The sequence below is a fragment of the Paenibacillus sp. FSL R10-2778 genome (genome assembly GCF_038593035.1).
GTDB lineage: Bacteria > Bacillota > Bacilli > Paenibacillales > Paenibacillaceae > Paenibacillus_AQ > Paenibacillus_AQ odorifer.
Map to the genome: position 1 here is coordinate 3,112,040 of NZ_CP151956.1, position 14,983 is coordinate 3,127,022.

Annotated in this window: 17 protein-coding genes and 1 pseudogene; 16 read left to right on the plus strand and 2 right to left on the minus strand. The window is 38.7% G+C overall.

All coding sequences use genetic code 11. The annotated features are described in order from the left end of the window. Positions 1 to 20: 20 nt before the first annotated feature. Positions 21 to 515 carry a hypothetical protein gene (locus NST40_RS13835; RefSeq protein ID WP_076129305.1) on the minus strand — a complete coding sequence of 165 codons (495 nt, stop codon included), beginning with the start codon at positions 513 to 515 and terminating at the stop codon, positions 21 to 23. Between the two features lie 170 nt (positions 516 to 685). Between NST40_RS13835 and NST40_RS13840 the strand changes: the two genes are divergently transcribed. The 8 genes and pseudogenes from NST40_RS13840 (at position 686) to NST40_RS13875 (ending at position 5,388) form a co-directional block, all read left to right on the plus strand. Continuing rightward, positions 686 to 1,552, plus strand: a complete 867-nt coding sequence (locus NST40_RS13840) for a S66 peptidase family protein (RefSeq protein WP_076275708.1) — start codon at positions 686 to 688, stop codon at positions 1,550 to 1,552. 172 nt (positions 1,553 to 1,724) lie between these two features. Continuing rightward, positions 1,725 to 2,252 (plus strand): ClbS/DfsB family four-helix bundle protein, encoded by a 528-nt coding sequence (locus NST40_RS13845; protein ID WP_076275707.1) that lies wholly within the window; start codon positions 1,725 to 1,727, stop codon positions 2,250 to 2,252. A gap of 15 nt (positions 2,253 to 2,267) precedes the next feature. Next, positions 2,268 to 2,783: a TlpA disulfide reductase family protein gene (locus tag NST40_RS13850; RefSeq protein ID WP_076217918.1), complete on the plus strand. Its 516-nt coding sequence runs from the start codon at positions 2,268 to 2,270 to the stop codon at positions 2,781 to 2,783. A 10-nt stretch (positions 2,784 to 2,793) separates the two neighbouring features. Further along, a complete protein-coding gene (locus tag NST40_RS13855) occupies positions 2,794 to 2,925 on the plus strand; it encodes a hypothetical protein (protein ID WP_256718900.1) in 132 nt (43 codons plus the stop codon). Positions 2,926 to 3,571: 646 nt separating this feature from the next. Next, the gene (locus NST40_RS13860) at positions 3,572 to 4,012 is read left to right on the plus strand and encodes a hypothetical protein (RefSeq protein WP_179086965.1); all 441 of its coding nucleotides are present in this window, start codon (positions 3,572 to 3,574) and stop codon (positions 4,010 to 4,012) included. Between the two features lie 44 nt (positions 4,013 to 4,056). After that, on the plus strand, positions 4,057 to 4,788 hold the full coding sequence (locus NST40_RS13865; RefSeq protein ID WP_076275872.1) for a DUF5071 domain-containing protein: 732 nt from the start codon (positions 4,057 to 4,059) through the stop codon (positions 4,786 to 4,788). A 43-nt stretch (positions 4,789 to 4,831) separates the two neighbouring features. Beyond that, positions 4,832 to 5,158: pseudogene (locus NST40_RS13870) on the plus strand (PhzF family phenazine biosynthesis isomerase); the annotation flags it as partial. Between the two features lie 14 nt (positions 5,159 to 5,172). Then, a complete protein-coding gene (locus NST40_RS13875; protein ID WP_076129310.1) occupies positions 5,173 to 5,388 on the plus strand; it encodes a sulfurtransferase TusA family protein in 216 nt (71 codons plus the stop codon). Between the two features lie 2 nt (positions 5,389 to 5,390). Here NST40_RS13875 and NST40_RS13880 read toward each other — a convergent pair whose 3' ends face one another. After that, entirely contained in the window at positions 5,391 to 6,275 is an 885-nt protein-coding gene (locus NST40_RS13880) for a LysR family transcriptional regulator (RefSeq protein WP_076135116.1), read from the minus strand. A 173-nt stretch (positions 6,276 to 6,448) separates the two neighbouring features. Here NST40_RS13880 and NST40_RS13885 point away from each other — a divergent pair, with 173 nt between their 5' ends. The 8 genes from NST40_RS13885 to NST40_RS13920 all read left to right on the plus strand — a co-directional run bounded on the left by NST40_RS13885 (position 6,449) and on the right by NST40_RS13920 (position 14,969). Continuing rightward, complete coding sequence (locus NST40_RS13885; protein ID WP_076135115.1) at positions 6,449 to 7,138, plus strand: YeeE/YedE thiosulfate transporter family protein; 690 nt, start codon at positions 6,449 to 6,451, stop codon at positions 7,136 to 7,138. Positions 7,139 to 7,204: 66 nt separating this feature from the next. Beyond that, complete coding sequence (locus NST40_RS13890; protein WP_076129313.1) at positions 7,205 to 7,432, plus strand: sulfurtransferase TusA family protein; 228 nt, start codon at positions 7,205 to 7,207, stop codon at positions 7,430 to 7,432. Positions 7,433 to 7,454: 22 nt separating this feature from the next. Next, a complete protein-coding gene (locus NST40_RS13895; protein WP_232061338.1) occupies positions 7,455 to 8,015 on the plus strand; it encodes a YeeE/YedE thiosulfate transporter family protein in 561 nt (186 codons plus the stop codon). A gap of 84 nt (positions 8,016 to 8,099) precedes the next feature. After that, positions 8,100 to 9,320, plus strand: a complete 1,221-nt coding sequence (locus tag NST40_RS13900; protein ID WP_076275705.1) for an FAD-dependent oxidoreductase — start codon at positions 8,100 to 8,102, stop codon at positions 9,318 to 9,320. 244 nt (positions 9,321 to 9,564) lie between these two features. Beyond that, positions 9,565 to 10,533 (plus strand): ABC transporter permease subunit, encoded by a 969-nt coding sequence (locus NST40_RS13905; RefSeq protein ID WP_076129315.1) that lies wholly within the window; start codon positions 9,565 to 9,567, stop codon positions 10,531 to 10,533. Positions 10,534 to 10,562: 29 nt separating this feature from the next. Further along, the gene (locus NST40_RS13910; protein WP_036678249.1) at positions 10,563 to 11,459 is read left to right on the plus strand and encodes a carbohydrate ABC transporter permease; all 897 of its coding nucleotides are present in this window, start codon (positions 10,563 to 10,565) and stop codon (positions 11,457 to 11,459) included. 72 nt (positions 11,460 to 11,531) lie between these two features. Then, on the plus strand, positions 11,532 to 13,217 hold the full coding sequence (locus NST40_RS13915; RefSeq protein ID WP_175617374.1) for an extracellular solute-binding protein: 1,686 nt from the start codon (positions 11,532 to 11,534) through the stop codon (positions 13,215 to 13,217). Positions 13,218 to 13,388: 171 nt separating this feature from the next. Beyond that, complete coding sequence (locus NST40_RS13920) at positions 13,389 to 14,969, plus strand: response regulator (protein WP_076217915.1); 1,581 nt, start codon at positions 13,389 to 13,391, stop codon at positions 14,967 to 14,969. The last annotated feature ends 14 nt before the right edge of the window (positions 14,970 to 14,983 follow it).

Below are 14,983 nucleotides of genomic sequence, written 5' to 3' on the forward strand. Positions count from 1 at the left end.
GATAAGAAGGATATTCAAATTTACCCATCAATCAAGTTCATTAATGCTACAGTATCAAATCGATCCCCTTGAACTAACCATTTACCGTCCACATCAAAGAGAGTCAATATACCTTCCAAAGGTACACGTTTACTTTCTTTGTCATCCTTATCCAATAAAACAAGATCCACCGTATATTTTAACTCGACAATATCCTTTTTTTGTTCGGAAAGGTTGAATTTTAGGTTTTCCGGTTTTAAAGAAAGCTTTTGTTTATCAGCGATTTTAAATGGGATAGTTGTAATTCGGTTCGCTATAGCTTTTTCGGAAAAGTATTCTGTAAAATACGGTTTCATCTCTTCATTTCGCGCAAGAATGGATTCATCAGACATTAAATCCTCAGAAGCCTTGACGGTATATTCTACATTTTTATATTTCTCTGCGGCTTTAGTAGCATCATCTACTTCTGAACTACATCCCATAATTAACGCCAGGGATAATAATATCATGCTTAATATCAACGGTGATTTACGCATTAGTACACCCCCAATGTATTTGATCTTGCATTATTATACTTATATTACCATGTTGTGGTTTCATAATTTCAAGAAGAAAATGATTCAAATCCCTAAATATGGTATGGTGTAAACATGATCGTAAATTTGAGGTGATTAAACTAAAAAGTCGAATCGAAAGGATTATTAAAATGAACACAACCTTAAAATTTACTCGCGGGAATAAAGTAGGACTGATTGCTTGTTCAGATGGTGTGAGAGTAGAAAACCTAGCTAAAGTAGAGGAATTAAAAAGAGTTTTGCATTCCTTTGGACTCCATGTAGTGGTGGCTAATACTTTGTTTAGAAAAGAGGGATATTTCAGCGGCAATCCCAAGGAAAGAGCAGTGGAGCTGAATCAACTATTTAAAAATACTGAAATTAGCGCGATATTCGATATTTCAGGTGGGGATTCTGCCAATCAGATCTTAGAGTACATAGACTATGAAAGTATTCGAATGAACCCCAAACCCTTTTTCGGAATGAGTGATTTGTCAGTTATTTTGAACGCTTTATATACGCAAAATAATTCGAAATCCTATCATTATCAGTTGATGAATTTAGTGTCTTCTGATGGGGCGGAGCAGCAAAGGGCTTTTTATCGAACATTTTTCGAGGGTCAAAACGATCTTTACGATTTCCGGTATCATTGGGTTCGTGGTAACCAGATGAGCGGGATAGTAATCGGGGGGAATATTCGCTGCTTTTTGAAGCTGGCAGGGACAAGCTATTTTCCGGATCCTTGTGACAAAATATTATTGTTGGAGAGTTTAAGTGGCAGAGCTAACAAAATAGTCTCCTTTTTTGCTCAGCTCCAGCAATTGAAATATTTTGATGCTTGTGCTGGATTGATTCTAGGCTCGTTTTCAGAACTTGAGAACTTTAATGAATTCCCGATAGTAGAAGAGTATGTGAAGGAAATTAGCCATTCCGCCTCCATTCCTATTATAAAGACAGCTGAGATTGGGCATGGCAGTAACAGTAAGTGTATTGTTGTGGGCGATAAAATCACTTTGTAAAATTCTTTATCAAATTCCTCTTGCCAGAGAACTTGGAAATGGAGATTCACTCAAAGGGATCATTAGGTCAGCGTTTACGTGTGCAATTTGGACTGCATATTTATTGAAATCAGAGCGAGTACATAATACGTTTGTAAAGTAATTTAGTAAAGTGTTTAAAAGGAGGGGTATGATGTCTACACAAGATTATCTATCAAAAGAAGAATTGAAAGATGCGATTCATATTGCCTATCAGTCTCTTGATCATGAATTTGATGGCATTGAGAACTCCCAAAGAGACAATCGTATGGAAGGGGTTGATCGAACCCCAGCAGAAATCATTGCTTATCAATTGGGATGGTTGAATCTTGTTATGAAATGGGATAAGGATGAAAAATCAGGGTTAACCGTTATTACACCTTCACCGGATTATAAATGGAATCAACTTGGCGGATTATATCAATCGTTTTATCATACATATGCTGCCTACTCATTAGACGAGTTAAGATCTTTATTTCAAGAGACAGAACATCAGTGGCAGAACTGGATTGATTCTTTAAGTGATGAAGAACTTTTTACGCAAGGCGTGCGGAAATGGACAGGAAACAATCCAAGATGGCCAATGGTCAAATGGATTCATATTAATTCAGTAGCACCGTTTAAGACTTTTCGCTCTAAGATTCGTAAATGGAAAAAGCTTAATGTAACTAAGGAAGTATAAAAGGACGGATTATTTTTGAAGAAGATATCTATTATTGTAAGTACATTTATATTTTTGATTGCATTAAGCTCGATTATACTTGTCGTAGTAAACAACTCTTCTAAACCCATTAAGAGTCCTGAGAACATTGAACTAAAAGAGTTGGCGAATGGAAACAAAATTCAAGTGGACTTTTCGGAGAAACCGACTGTATTCGTATTTTTCACCTCATGGTGTCCATATTGTAATGACGACGCTCCTAAGATTGTCTCATTGTATGAGAAATATAAAAATAGAGTGAACATATACGGAATCAATTTGCTTTATCAAGATGATCTTTCTGAAGTAAAACAATACGTGGCGGATTACAACATTAAGTATCCCGTTCTCCTAGATGAAACAGGTGATCTCCATAAACAATTTGGTGAACAAGCTTTTCCAGCGTTGTTTTTTATAAACTCTGATGGCAAGGTTATGGATCAAATTATTGGCTCGACTGATTTTGACGCAATTGAGAGCTCGTTTAAGATTTTCATTAAAAACTATGATTAAGGAGGTTGAAATGAATACGATTCATTTAGAGGTTTTTGCAGCAAAAGATCAATCGGATGTAGATATATTTTGGGGACTTTTTAATAGTTACATTGATGAATTATCTCTCCACGTATCTATGGGCGATGAACAAGAGATATAAATCCTTTAAATTTGTTTCTTATACATAAGGACGGTACTGTGCTTGGATTTTTAATGTATGTTACTTATTTTGATGAGGGTGGAAAGTGTTTTTTAATGGAGTATTATATTGAACCTACGTATCGGAATTTAGGGTATGGTGAATTTGCCTATTCAATGGTCGAAAAACATGTTTATGCAGACGGTGCAAAGTATATCGAGTTAACCCCGACTAATGATGCAAATGAAAGGTTTTGGCGCAGTGTGGGGTATATGAAATAATCGGATATGGATGAGGATCATAAATACATTTATCGGAAATCACTTTGTATCTAAACCGTAAGGAGTTAATCCCTATGATCAAAAAAAGAAAGAAACTCATAATCATCACCGCATTTCTTTCATTTTTGCTTCTGATGCTGATTGTAGTCTATATAATAAATCCTCAACCTGTTATGTAGAACCAGATTTTACAGAGGTCACAACAACGATACTTTTGAACGATATTGATCCAGACGTATTTAACGCGGATGTGATCGCCCATTCAGAAATTAATAGATGGTTTGGAATCTTTGTCAGGTTTAGTGGAGCTTATTGATGGATTAAATAATGTAAAAGAGTTCAAAACAATCTATAAATCAATCGAATCCCAAAGCTAGGAGGTTGAGATGAAGAAATTCATTATTGTAATTCTAGCCATAATTGCTTTATTGCCATTACATGCGGTCTACGCGGATTGGGCCGGTTCGTTTGTTGTTTATTCAGGTGACATCTACGAAATATCAGACGATGAACTCATCCCCTCCGAAGAAATCGATAAGAAGATAGGGCATGTAACTAAATATTCCGATGAGGAAGGCACGTACAGGGGAAATTTCTCGAATATTTATCCTAAAGGTACGCCCTACTACTCAATTATCAATACGGATCCAAAAGATTACATTGCTATTAAGACCCAAGAGGATATCTTTGTAAAAGCTTATAATAAAGGCCATTATCCCAATGATGAATTGGTTAAAAAAACGATTTGGATGTATTTCTTATTGGGGACATCGGTTATCGTCTTATTAATAATTTGGATAATAAAGCGGAAGAAAGCAGTGTTGTAGCTAGAACGGCGTGGTGGAAAATTCAAGTTCAAAGGGTGAATCTAGTGGAAGAAGCATCTAGTCTAATCAAAAAATTATCATGGCACACACGCGAAGAGGAAAAGGAAGATGCAATTAATAAGCTACAATATATAAAGGATGAAGCTTTGCATTTATTAGTACAACCTATATCAAAAGACTATTGGGATGGAGCGGCTGAAACAGTCATACGTTTAGGATATCCACGTGTGAAAAGCATATTGCCGGGTTTGCTTGAATGGATACAAGATTTAAATTGGCCAGGTGCGGGGGAAATAGCTGGTTTTTTACTTGAAATAGGGGATCCGATGATTCCATATGTTAAAGATGTACTAAATCAACACAGCGATGATCAAGAATGGGTGTATTGGATTTTCGAAAAATTAATTGATCATTGGAACACGAACCAAGTCCAACAGATACAATCAGAATTAATTAAGATTTCACAGGAAAAAGCCAATGACCTATCGGCATTAAGAATCTTATTAACTCACGGTATATACGCAAAAGATATGGTCTGTGAAATAATCCAGCACAAAAAAGATGTCCTTGTATTTGAACTCAAGGAACTTCATGATACTCATCTTGAAATTGATTGTGAAGCTCTTCATAAAGAATTCTTAAATCAACAGCCTAATGTAATTAAACAGTTTCATGAGCACAATAAAGACCGTTTTTATATATGTAATGCGATATCTAACCGCCAAGAAGTTTTAAGAGAAATAGAAATTTTTACTGCTGAGTTTCTCACTTCGTGAAGTTATCAAGCTTTACTGAAATAAATTGAAAGGAGACTAACCAATGAACAACATAAAAGTACCTCATTATGATGCTTTTTCTCCTTATCCCAACAAAGGAAATCCAGCTGGTGTAGTATTAGATGCGGCTCATTTGAGCGAAAGTGACATGCAAGCGATAGCTCATAAGGTCGGTTTTAACGAAACAGTTTTTGTAGTCTCATCAGATGTAGCTGATTTAAGGCTTAAGTATTTTACGCCAGGCCATGAGATCAATCTTTGTGGACATGCTACAATGGCATCTTTATTTGCTTTAAAAACAAAGGGGATCCTTGGTGAGGCTGGCTCGATAAAGATCGAAACAAACGTGGGGGTGCTACCCATTCAATTCAGTATGGTAACTTCATGATTGAAATTGATTGTCTGGGAGAAATCTGTCCAGTACCAGTAATGATGTTAAAAAAACATCAAAAAGCCATTCAAAATGGCGAACAGGTGATGCTGGTTACTGATCATAGCTGCGCAAAAGTTTCCATCACGGATTACTGTCGTGGTTCAAATTTGAAATGTACCATCCAAGAAGTTATTAATGGGGTATGGGAGATTACGATTGAGATATAAGTTCAACACAATGTATCAATCAATGTCTTTTCTATATAACGAATTAATTGTTTCGTATCATTGTCACAACGCTGATTATGTTTTTTTACCATGTAGACATCGTTATTTACTTGGAACTGATCAATATGAATAATCTTGAGTTGTTTACTATACAACTCTTTTTTTATGGACATATAAGGCAGAAAGGCAACACCATGTCCTCTAATTGCAGCAAGCTTTACCGCCTCAAGGGAGTCCAGATTAAACAGTATGTTTAATTTAAGCTCACCCGCAGATATGTTATTTAAAGCCCTTTGCACACAATGAAGCTGTGAGGACCAGATTAACGGATATTTAGGGAGCTCATTCAGTGTGATTTTATCAGGACAAACGGTCGTACTGCTTGCCACTAGCATAACTTGATCAGAAAACACCATATTGGAGCTTAATTCAGATTTCGGGGAAGGCCCGGAAATAAAGCCAACATCACCTTCTTCAAGAAGCAAACGTTCTTCTACTAGTGACGATGCCCCTTCGTTTAGAGTGATATGGCAATTGGGAAAATGCTTTTTTACCTCATATAAGGTACATGGCAGGGCATAATTACAGACTTCTGGAATCGCATAAATAGACAGCTCATGTTGTGTTGGCTGTAAATGATTGATCTCTGTGACCATATCATCATACAATTTACAGATTTGCTCCGCATACTTCTCTGCTATAATCCCTGCTTCTGTTAGGCTGGCCCCTTTATTACTTCTCACAAAAAGCTCAGAACCTAAGGTATTCTCCCAGGATTTCAACTGCTGACTCAGTGCGGATTGGGTGATATGAGATTTCTGAGCGGCTTTAGATATACTTTTTAACGAAGCAATATCTAAAAATAATTTAAGCGTTTCCATATTCATACTTATTCCTCCTGTTGCCCGCTGTTAGTGCAAACTATAGCATACTTGATTACGCTCCATCTGTGCCATTAGTAACACTTATACAGCATAAAGAAAGCAGATAACCACAGCATAAATAAGTATGTTACTATTTTCACATAGTCAATTACATAAAACGATGGAGGTGTTAGACTATGGGGCAAACCGTAAGTCCCGAAACGAAATCAACCCGAACCAGAGCTCCTAGAAAACCTAAAAAGAGTCAGTTGCCCATCGCGTTGCTGGTCACAGTTCTCATTATTGGGTTTGGTTTTTTCCTAGACCATTCCCACGATAAAATGGTTGTCTACCTGCTTTTCGGTATTTCGTTTGGCGTTATTTTGCAAAGATCACGTTTCTGTTTTACTGCATCACTTAGAGATCCATGTATTACAGGCAGCACATCGGTAACAAGAGCTGTACTGATAGCATTTTCTCTCGCTACGATCGGATTTACAGCCATAAAGTATCCAGCATTCCTGGAAGGTAAACCGATTCCTGGGATGGATAATGTGGGTCAAATCAGTTTTGCTTTGATAATTGGCGCAGTATTATTCGGAATTGGCATGGTTATTGCAGGGGGTTGCGCTTCGGGTACATTGATGCGTGTAGGTGAAGGATTCACGATGCAGATGTTGTCACTTGTGTTTTTTGTCATTGGGTCACTTTGGGGATCACATGATATGGGTTGGTGGAGAGCTAACGTTATAAAGGATGCACCCACTGTATTTTTACCAGACGTTTTTGGTTGGCTTGGAGCACTAGTTGTTCAGTTCCTGATCATTCTTCTGTTGTACATCGCTGCAGTTAAATGGCAAGAGAAAAAGATGGGAAGCGCAGATTAGTTTAAGTTATTACGTGAATATTTTCACTATTAGGAATTTGAAAAAATATAAAAGGTGGTTTTTAAGATGGCTGAATTTACACTTGATTGCCTGGGAGAAGCTTGTCCGGTACCGTTAATGAGAACAGAAAAGAAAATGACTGAACTAAATGTTGGAGACGTTCTAGTTGTTGCTATTGATCATAGCTGCGCAATGAAAAACGTACCAGAATGGGCGAGAAAACAGGGACATAATGTGGAAATCGAAGAGGTCGATGATGGCGAGTGGGAAGTTGTTATTGAGAAGGTAAAATAGGATCGCTAAGTAGGAAAGGACGGTGAATGAAACGGTGAACGAATTCTGGTTGAAGATATCGTCTAACCGCTTTTACAAGCAATTGCTCAAAGAACCGTTTACTTATGTAACTGGAGCTGTACTTCTCGCTGTGTTCGCTACAGCACATCTGGCTGTTTTCTCAAAAGGATGGGGAGTAACCAGCGCCTTCGCAGACTGGGGAGCTTGGGCGTATCGACTGGTAGGAGGAAATGTAGATAACTGGGCTTACTTTAGTACGGAGAAAGCTCAAAAAACATTATCTTCCGGATTTTTGAATGATGGTGGGTCCATTCGAAATGTAGGGATTATCTTAGGTGCATTAGCAGCGACATTGTTTGCTTCCGAGTTCAAGCTTAAGAAAATTAAGTCCAAAAAGCAGGTAGTGGCGGCTGTACTTGGTGGGCTGCTTATGGGGTACGGAGCTAGACTGGCTAATGGATGTAATATAGGTGCATTATTTACGGCTATAGCTTCTTTATCGCTTTCAGGCTGGATTTTTGGATTGTTCCTGCTGGTTGGTGCATTTATAGGCAGTAAATTATTGGCCAAATTCTTTATGTAAAAGTGAAATAGACTGAGCTTATAGTGCTGACGAGAGTCAGCCTATTTTATTGAAATCATAGTCTACACAGGAGGGTCAATTGAAATGGAAAAGAAGACAGAACAGTATGATGTCGTCATTATCGGTGGCGGGGCTGCTGGATTAACAGCAGGGATCTATTGTGGACGAGCAAAATTGAAGACACTTCTTTTGGAAAAATCGCTGGTAGGCGGTCTTGCGACTTATACTAATGAAATAGAAAATTATCCTGGTTTTCCTGAAGGAACGACCGGAACAGATCTTATGGGATTATTTCATAAACAAGCCAAAAAATTTGGTGTTGATTTCAAAATGACAGATGTCAAATCTGTCTCGGTAGCGGAAGAGATTAAAGTAGTGGAAACCTTTCGGGTTCGATATGAATGTAAAGTCATTATCATAGCCAGTGGAGGAAAACCAAGAATTACAGGTGCAGCTAATGAAGATATGTTCTTATATGATAAAGGGATTTCCTTCTGTGCAACCTGTGACGCTGCTGCAAATACGGGGAAAACAGTTATGGTCGTTGGCAGTGGTGATGCAGCTATTGAGGAAGGGATGTTTCTGACTAAGTTTGCAGATAAAGTGATCGTATCTGTCATGCATGATCATGGGAAAATGGATTGTAATGAAATTGCCAAAACGCAGGCACTAGAAAACCCTAAAATGGAATTCATGTGGAATACGGTGGTAAGTTCTTTCGAAGGTGAGGAACGTTTGAATTCCGTCGTCCTGAAAAATTTAAAATCTAATGTACTGCAAAGCGTTAAGGTCGATTCATGTTTCTTATTTATTGGATACACCCCGAACACAGAAATTTTATCAGGGGTAGTAGATTTGAATCGTAATGGATATGTACTTATTAATGAGAAAATGGAAACGAATATACCTGGGGTCTTTGCAGCAGGAGATGTGTGCGATAAATTTCTAAAACAAGTTGCTACCGCTGTTGGCGATGGTGCCATTGCAGGGTATGGTGCAGAGAAGTATATCTCTGAATGTGAGGTGTATGAGCATCAAATTCTGAATCAAGGCAAAGCATCTGTTGTTTATTTATGGAATGCCACAGATCCTTCCTGTCGGGAGTTATTGCCTTTAATTGAGGAATTTGAGCAATCCCATTCGGAGGTCAGGGTCACAAAGGTAGATGTATATAAGTCACCCGGACTTGCTGCCAAGCTAGGGATAGATTCAGTTCCTTCTATTGTTTATCTGGATAATGGGAAGGTCCAAAAAGTAATTACTGAAAAGATAAATGAAGAAATACTGAGGACTCTTGCTAATTAAGGAGAAAGTCAAAGACACATGCAGATGTTATCTCTGTATGTGTCTTTTTTTATTCAAGCTTAAGGAATATGAGACGAGCTAATGCAAGAGAGTGTCAAAGTATCAATAATAGTTGTTTTGTCATATATTTTTGAAAGCGCTTAAACCTTATGATTATTTTATAAATGTTGCAACTATAGCGGAGGGAGAAAGGACATCAATTATCTGTACATATCTTCAAAATCATCACAAGGAGGATTCACCTATGGCGAACGCAAGCGTCGCACCAGACAAGAGATCCGGACCGAATCTCAACAAGCAACGAACTAGCGGGATCAGACGCTTTTTTAAGCAAATAGATCTACAGCTTATGGTATTGCCAGCACTTGTTCTAGTTTTTATTTTTGCCTATATCCCCATGTACGGGATTCTAATTGCATTCCAGGATTACAAGTTAGGTAATAGCTTTATTAGCAGTGACTGGGTTGGCTTAAAGCACTTTATTTACTTCTTTAATGCTCCTGAATTTGAAGTGGTTATGAAAAATACAATCATCATCAGCTTACTGAAGTTTTGTTTTGGATTTCCTGCACCGATTATTTTGGCGTTAATGCTGAACGAAGTCCGTAAGATGTTCTTTAAACGGGTGATTCAGACCGTTACTTACTTGCCTCACTTCTTATCTTGGGTAGTTATCGGCTCAATGGTTACCTCGATGTTATCCGTAGATAACGGCAGTATAAATATGCTGCTTGAGAAATTGAAATTCATTGATGAACCGATCAACTTCCTTTCCATGACAGAATATTTCTGGGGCATTTTAGTTACAACCAATGTATGGAAAGAAATTGGATTTGCTTCAATCGTGTACTTAGCTGCCATTGCTGGTATTGACCCGCATTTATACGAAGCGGCTTCGATGGATGGTGCAAGTCGGTTTAAACAGATATATTTGATAACGTTGCCTTCAATTATGCCAGTTGTAATCATCTTTATGATTTTGGCAATCGGTAATCTGGTGAATGCAGGATTCGAAGATATTTTGATCCTAGCTTCCAATCCAGCTCTGCGAGAAGTGTCAGATTCAGTTGATGTATATGTTGTACGTGTCGGTATAGACAATTTCAGGTACTCCTATGCGACTGCTATCGGATTGTTCAAGGCCGTGATCAGCGTGACATTACTTACCTTTGCCAACTTCATTGCCAGAAGAGCAGGGAACAGCTTGTGGTAATGAATTACTCAATATAGGGGGACCAAACTATGAAACGTATTAATATAGGAGATCGAATATTTATAGGATTCATATATGTATTTTTGACCTTACTGGCATTTTCCGCTTTTTATCCATTTTGGAACTCACTTGTTATTTCCTTTAATGAGGGGATGGATACTTCGAAAGGTGGAGTTACTTTCTGGGTCCGTGAGTTCACGCTTGAGAATTATAAGATCGTTTTTGAAGATTCTCGTCTAATGGGTGGATTCGTCATTGCTACATTGCGGACAGTAATCGGTACAGTAACAGCGATACTGGCCACTTCGATATTCGCTTATGGAATGTCGAAGCGTGAACTGATGGGTCGCAAATACTACATGATTATGTGTATCATTACTATGTATTTCGGTGGGGGACTCATTCCGTCATACATGCTTATCAGAAGTTTAGGTCTCTTCAACTCATTTTGGGTGTTTATAATTCCTGCACTGGTCAGCGTATGGAATATGATCATATTCCGGACCTTCTTTCAAGGTCTTCCACAAGGTTTAGAGGAGTCAGCAAAGATTGACGGTTGCGGATATTGGGGGACTTTTGTCCGCATCGTGCTTCCTTTGTCGGGACCAGTTATAGCAACATTATCTTTGTTCACAGCAGTAAATCACTGGAATGAGTGGTTCGTAGCGAGTATTTACATTACGAAAGAGGAGTTAATGCCGATTCAGACCATCTTAAGGCAGATATTGTTCTCTAATATTGCTTCAGAACAGCTGTCTAATGTAGATGCAAGCTCCATTGCTCATATTAACTCGGCTAAGAAAATAACCTCGAAGTCATTAACGATGGCTACGATCATGGTTGCAACCATTCCGATTGTATGTGTGTATCCATTCCTACAAAGATTCTTCGTTAAAGGGGTCTTGGTCGGATCATTGAAAGAGTAGGATGATAGAATGAGAATGGGTTTAGAGCGTATTGCTTTGAACATAGATTACAAATTGAAAGGGGAAAATACATTGAAGACTAAGAGAAAGATGCTTCTCGGTATGATGTCTACCTTGCTATTAACGACTTTGGTTGCGGGTTGTGGTGGCAACAATTCAAGCGCTCCGGCGGCAACTGCTGAACCAGAGAAAGAAGGAGGAACAGCGGTCAACACAGCAACTGAAGCTCCTGCGGCTGATTTGTATGAATTAGGGAAAGAACCGCTTGAAGTCTCATTCTACGGAAATTACGGCTGGTATCAAATGCCGAAATGGGGCAAAGATGCTGCTTCTAAATGGATTTTAGATAATCTGAAGATCAATGTCACAGGAATTAGCTCTGGTGGTAATAACGCTCAAAAGCTGCAAACGATGATCGTTGGTAACGAGCTGCCGGATATTGTGTGGACCGAGAAAGGTGCTGACGTAGAACGTCTTCGCCAAGCGGATATGCTAGTTCCTTTGGATGAATATATTGATAAATATCCAAACTTTAAGAAATACTTAACAGCTGGACATTTGGAATTGCTTCGTTCCCCTGATGGGAAGATCTATCAGCTGCCGAATTATTATACAACTCAACCAAACGGAAACGCCGGTTATGCTATTAATAAAAAGATTTACAAAGAGCTTGGTTCTCCTAAGCTAGAAACGACAGATGATTTGTATGCTTATTTAAATGCTGTTAAGGCGAAGTTCCCTGACGTTATTCCGTTCGAGACGGGTTTAGCGAGAGATGGTAACGGAATTGACCAGTTATTCTCCTCTTTTAAAGAGAGTAATCTGTCGTATACTAGAATATACGCCGTACCTGATGGCGACAAAATGGGTTCGATATACAAGGATGAAGGATTCCGTGAGTCAGTTGTATTTGCTGCTAAATTAATGCGTGAGAAGCTAATGACGCAGGATGCGAATACTCAAACAGAAGATCAAATTAGAGAGAAAGCGATGAATGGCAAGTTTGCTGTTATTGCGACTTTTGATCCAATGAAATTGCTCGCCACTGCTGATGAAGAGATGAAGAAGACGGATCCGGAAGCTGGATATATGTTTATTAAACCGATTTACAAAGCTGGTTTGGATCAAAGTAAGATTACTCCAGGAACGTATAATCAGTTAGGTTGGAACGTTGCTACAATCACTAAAAACGCTAAAAATCCAGAGGCTGTATTCGCTATGCTTGACTGGATGACAGGACCAGAAGGTTCTATGGTTCTTAACTGGGGTCCTCCAGGACCAGAAGGGTATTGGGATGGATTTGAAGCAGATGGACTTACTCCTAAATTTAATAAAGATAAATATCTGAATGAGCCAGAAGCTCTGTCCGAAATTAACGGAAAAGCCGGTGACTTGGTATGGGTAGGTAATACTGTTTTCTTGGATAATACAAAGAAAATGATGTTGCAAACCCTTCCAGCTGACAAGATTGACTTTAGTAACCGTTGGCAGATGGAAGTAACTTGGGCTTCGCAAGGTGACTTTACGGAGTTCCTGAATTGGGATCCGGCTCCAGACAGTGAAGAAGGGATTATCAGACAAAGTGTCAGAGATATCTGGTTAACAGCAAGAGCAAAATCGATGTATGCGAAGACTGATGCAGAAGCATTAGCAATTCTTGATAAAGCACATGAAGATTCTATCAAGGTTGGCTATGAGAAATTCCTTGATTATGTAACAAAAGTATGGACAGAAAATAAGAAAGCTTTAGGTAAATAATAATTTGTAATACGAAGGTTTGCTATTTAGCAAGCCTTCGTTTTTACGTCCCATTTCTTGTACTCATTGTTTTATCAGCTGTTAGGGAAGAGAATGAATGGTATACTGAAAAAGATTGGTTAGTAGAATTCAGCTGGTTGGATTAAAACATTTCAAAGGGGGATTGTGTTGATGTACAACGTATTATTAGTAGACGATGAGATGCTTGATCTTGAAGGCATGAGACAATTCATTCCTTGGAATGAACTGGGTATGCAGGTCGTGGAGGCAGCGAATAACGCGTTTACGGCATGCGATATTTTAGAACAGCATGTTATTGATATTATAGTTAGTGATGTGAATATGCCGAATATGTCGGGTCTAGAGCTGGCTCGGATTGCCATAGAGAAAAAAAACGATATACGTGTGATTTTTGTAAGCGGTTACCAGGATTTCAGCTATGTGAAACAGGCGCTTTCTCTAAAAGCATATAGCTATGTCCTTAAGCCAATGGATGACAAGGAACTTATTGCTGCACTACAGAAAGTAAAGCAGGATTTAGATGATGAAAGTAAACGGCGTGACGTGGAAGAAGCTTATCAGCATATGATTCCTATGGCCAAAAATGATTTGTTGATTCGCTTATTTGAAGGGGAATGGGAGGGGGACACTCAAGCTGGAATGTTGAAGCTTATGAAGTCTTACGGTCTGGATAAGCTGGAGTGGCCTATACGTGTGGCAGTTTTGGAGCTGGATTATTTCAATTGGTTTCAAGAACAGGATAATCTAACTAAACATCTAATGTCCAAGGACTTTCTGTATGAAGTGAATACAATTGCTCAGAAGCACGGTATGCCACATTGCTATAAGGTATCGTCTTATCGAATCGCGTTGTTGATTAACGAACAGGAGATGGAGAAGTTTATTGAAGAAATTTATGAGTCAATTCGCACAAAATTTCCTGTCACTATGACCGTAGGGGTAGGGAAGCCTACATTTGCTATGGACCAGGTCCACACCTCCTATCGGCAAGCTATGGAAGCCGTTGACGGAAAGATGTTTCTCGGCAAGGGCAAACTAATTATGTATGAAACGGTTAGCAGCGAACCTGGAATGATTGATGCCCGTACGTTGGATGCCCGTATGGACACACTTTTTAAAGCGATGAAAGAATATGAGTTAGTCCTTATTTATGACGAGATCGATAAGCTGTTTAAATCCGTGAGTAGTTTAAGATCTAAATTCACGATTCATAATCTAGCCATGTATATTATATGGAAGCTGGATCAGCAGTTGAAAGAGGTTAGTGAGGATTTATTTGAAATCTTAGGTATGGAGTTACATAGTTTAGATATTTTGCTTCAATTCGATACGATCAGTGATATACGCTCTTGGCTTGTACTCAAAACGTTTGAGATATCCGAGTACCTACGCAGCAAAACAGAGTCAGTGAACAATAAACTGATTAGAGAAATTATGCAAATGATGAAGGATAAGATGAGCGAGAATTTTACGTTAAAGGATATTGCACAGCAGTTCTCTTTCTCACCCAACTATTTGGGATATCTATTTAAAGAGGAAACTGGGAAAACGTTCAGCGAAGTACTCATTCAGCTGCGAATGGAACAAGCCGGCAAGCTTTTGAAAGATCCGAAGTGTAAAATCTATGAAATCGCGAGCCAGGTAGGTTACCGTTATCTTCCTTACTTCAGCAGACAATTCAAAGAAGCCTATGGTATGACACCTATGGAGTATCGTAAGCGGGAGAAGTGATGGGGGATGATTTT

What these genes read in the sequence shown, in the direction of transcription:
- NST40_RS13845 (WP_076275707.1), top strand. Translation starts at nt 1,725, where the DNA reads ATGTCTACACAAGATTATCTATCAAAAGAAGAATTGAAAGATGCGATT.
- NST40_RS13875 (WP_076129310.1), top strand. Translation starts at nt 5,173, where the DNA reads ATGATTGAAATTGATTGTCTGGGAGAAATCTGTCCAGTACCAGTAATG.
- NST40_RS13910 (WP_036678249.1), top strand. Translation starts at nt 10,563, where the DNA reads ATGAAACGTATTAATATAGGAGATCGAATATTTATAGGATTCATATAT.
- NST40_RS13835 (WP_076129305.1), bottom strand. Translation starts at nt 515, where the DNA reads ATGCGTAAATCACCGTTGATATTAAGCATGATATTATTATCCCTGGCG.
- NST40_RS13855 (WP_256718900.1), top strand. Translation starts at nt 2,794, where the DNA reads ATGAATACGATTCATTTAGAGGTTTTTGCAGCAAAAGATCAATCGGAT.
- NST40_RS13905 (WP_076129315.1), top strand. Translation starts at nt 9,565, where the DNA reads ATGGCGAACGCAAGCGTCGCACCAGACAAGAGATCCGGACCGAATCTC.
- NST40_RS13840 (WP_076275708.1), top strand. Translation starts at nt 686, where the DNA reads ATGAACACAACCTTAAAATTTACTCGCGGGAATAAAGTAGGACTGATT.
- NST40_RS13880 (WP_076135116.1), bottom strand. Translation starts at nt 6,275, where the DNA reads ATGAATATGGAAACGCTTAAATTATTTTTAGATATTGCTTCGTTAAAA.
- NST40_RS13890 (WP_076129313.1), top strand. Translation starts at nt 7,205, where the DNA reads ATGGCTGAATTTACACTTGATTGCCTGGGAGAAGCTTGTCCGGTACCG.
- NST40_RS13860 (WP_179086965.1), top strand. Translation starts at nt 3,572, where the DNA reads ATGAAGAAATTCATTATTGTAATTCTAGCCATAATTGCTTTATTGCCA.
- NST40_RS13885 (WP_076135115.1), top strand. Translation starts at nt 6,449, where the DNA reads ATGGGGCAAACCGTAAGTCCCGAAACGAAATCAACCCGAACCAGAGCT.
- NST40_RS13920 (WP_076217915.1), top strand. Translation starts at nt 13,389, where the DNA reads ATGTACAACGTATTATTAGTAGACGATGAGATGCTTGATCTTGAAGGC.
- NST40_RS13900 (WP_076275705.1), top strand. Translation starts at nt 8,100, where the DNA reads ATGGAAAAGAAGACAGAACAGTATGATGTCGTCATTATCGGTGGCGGG.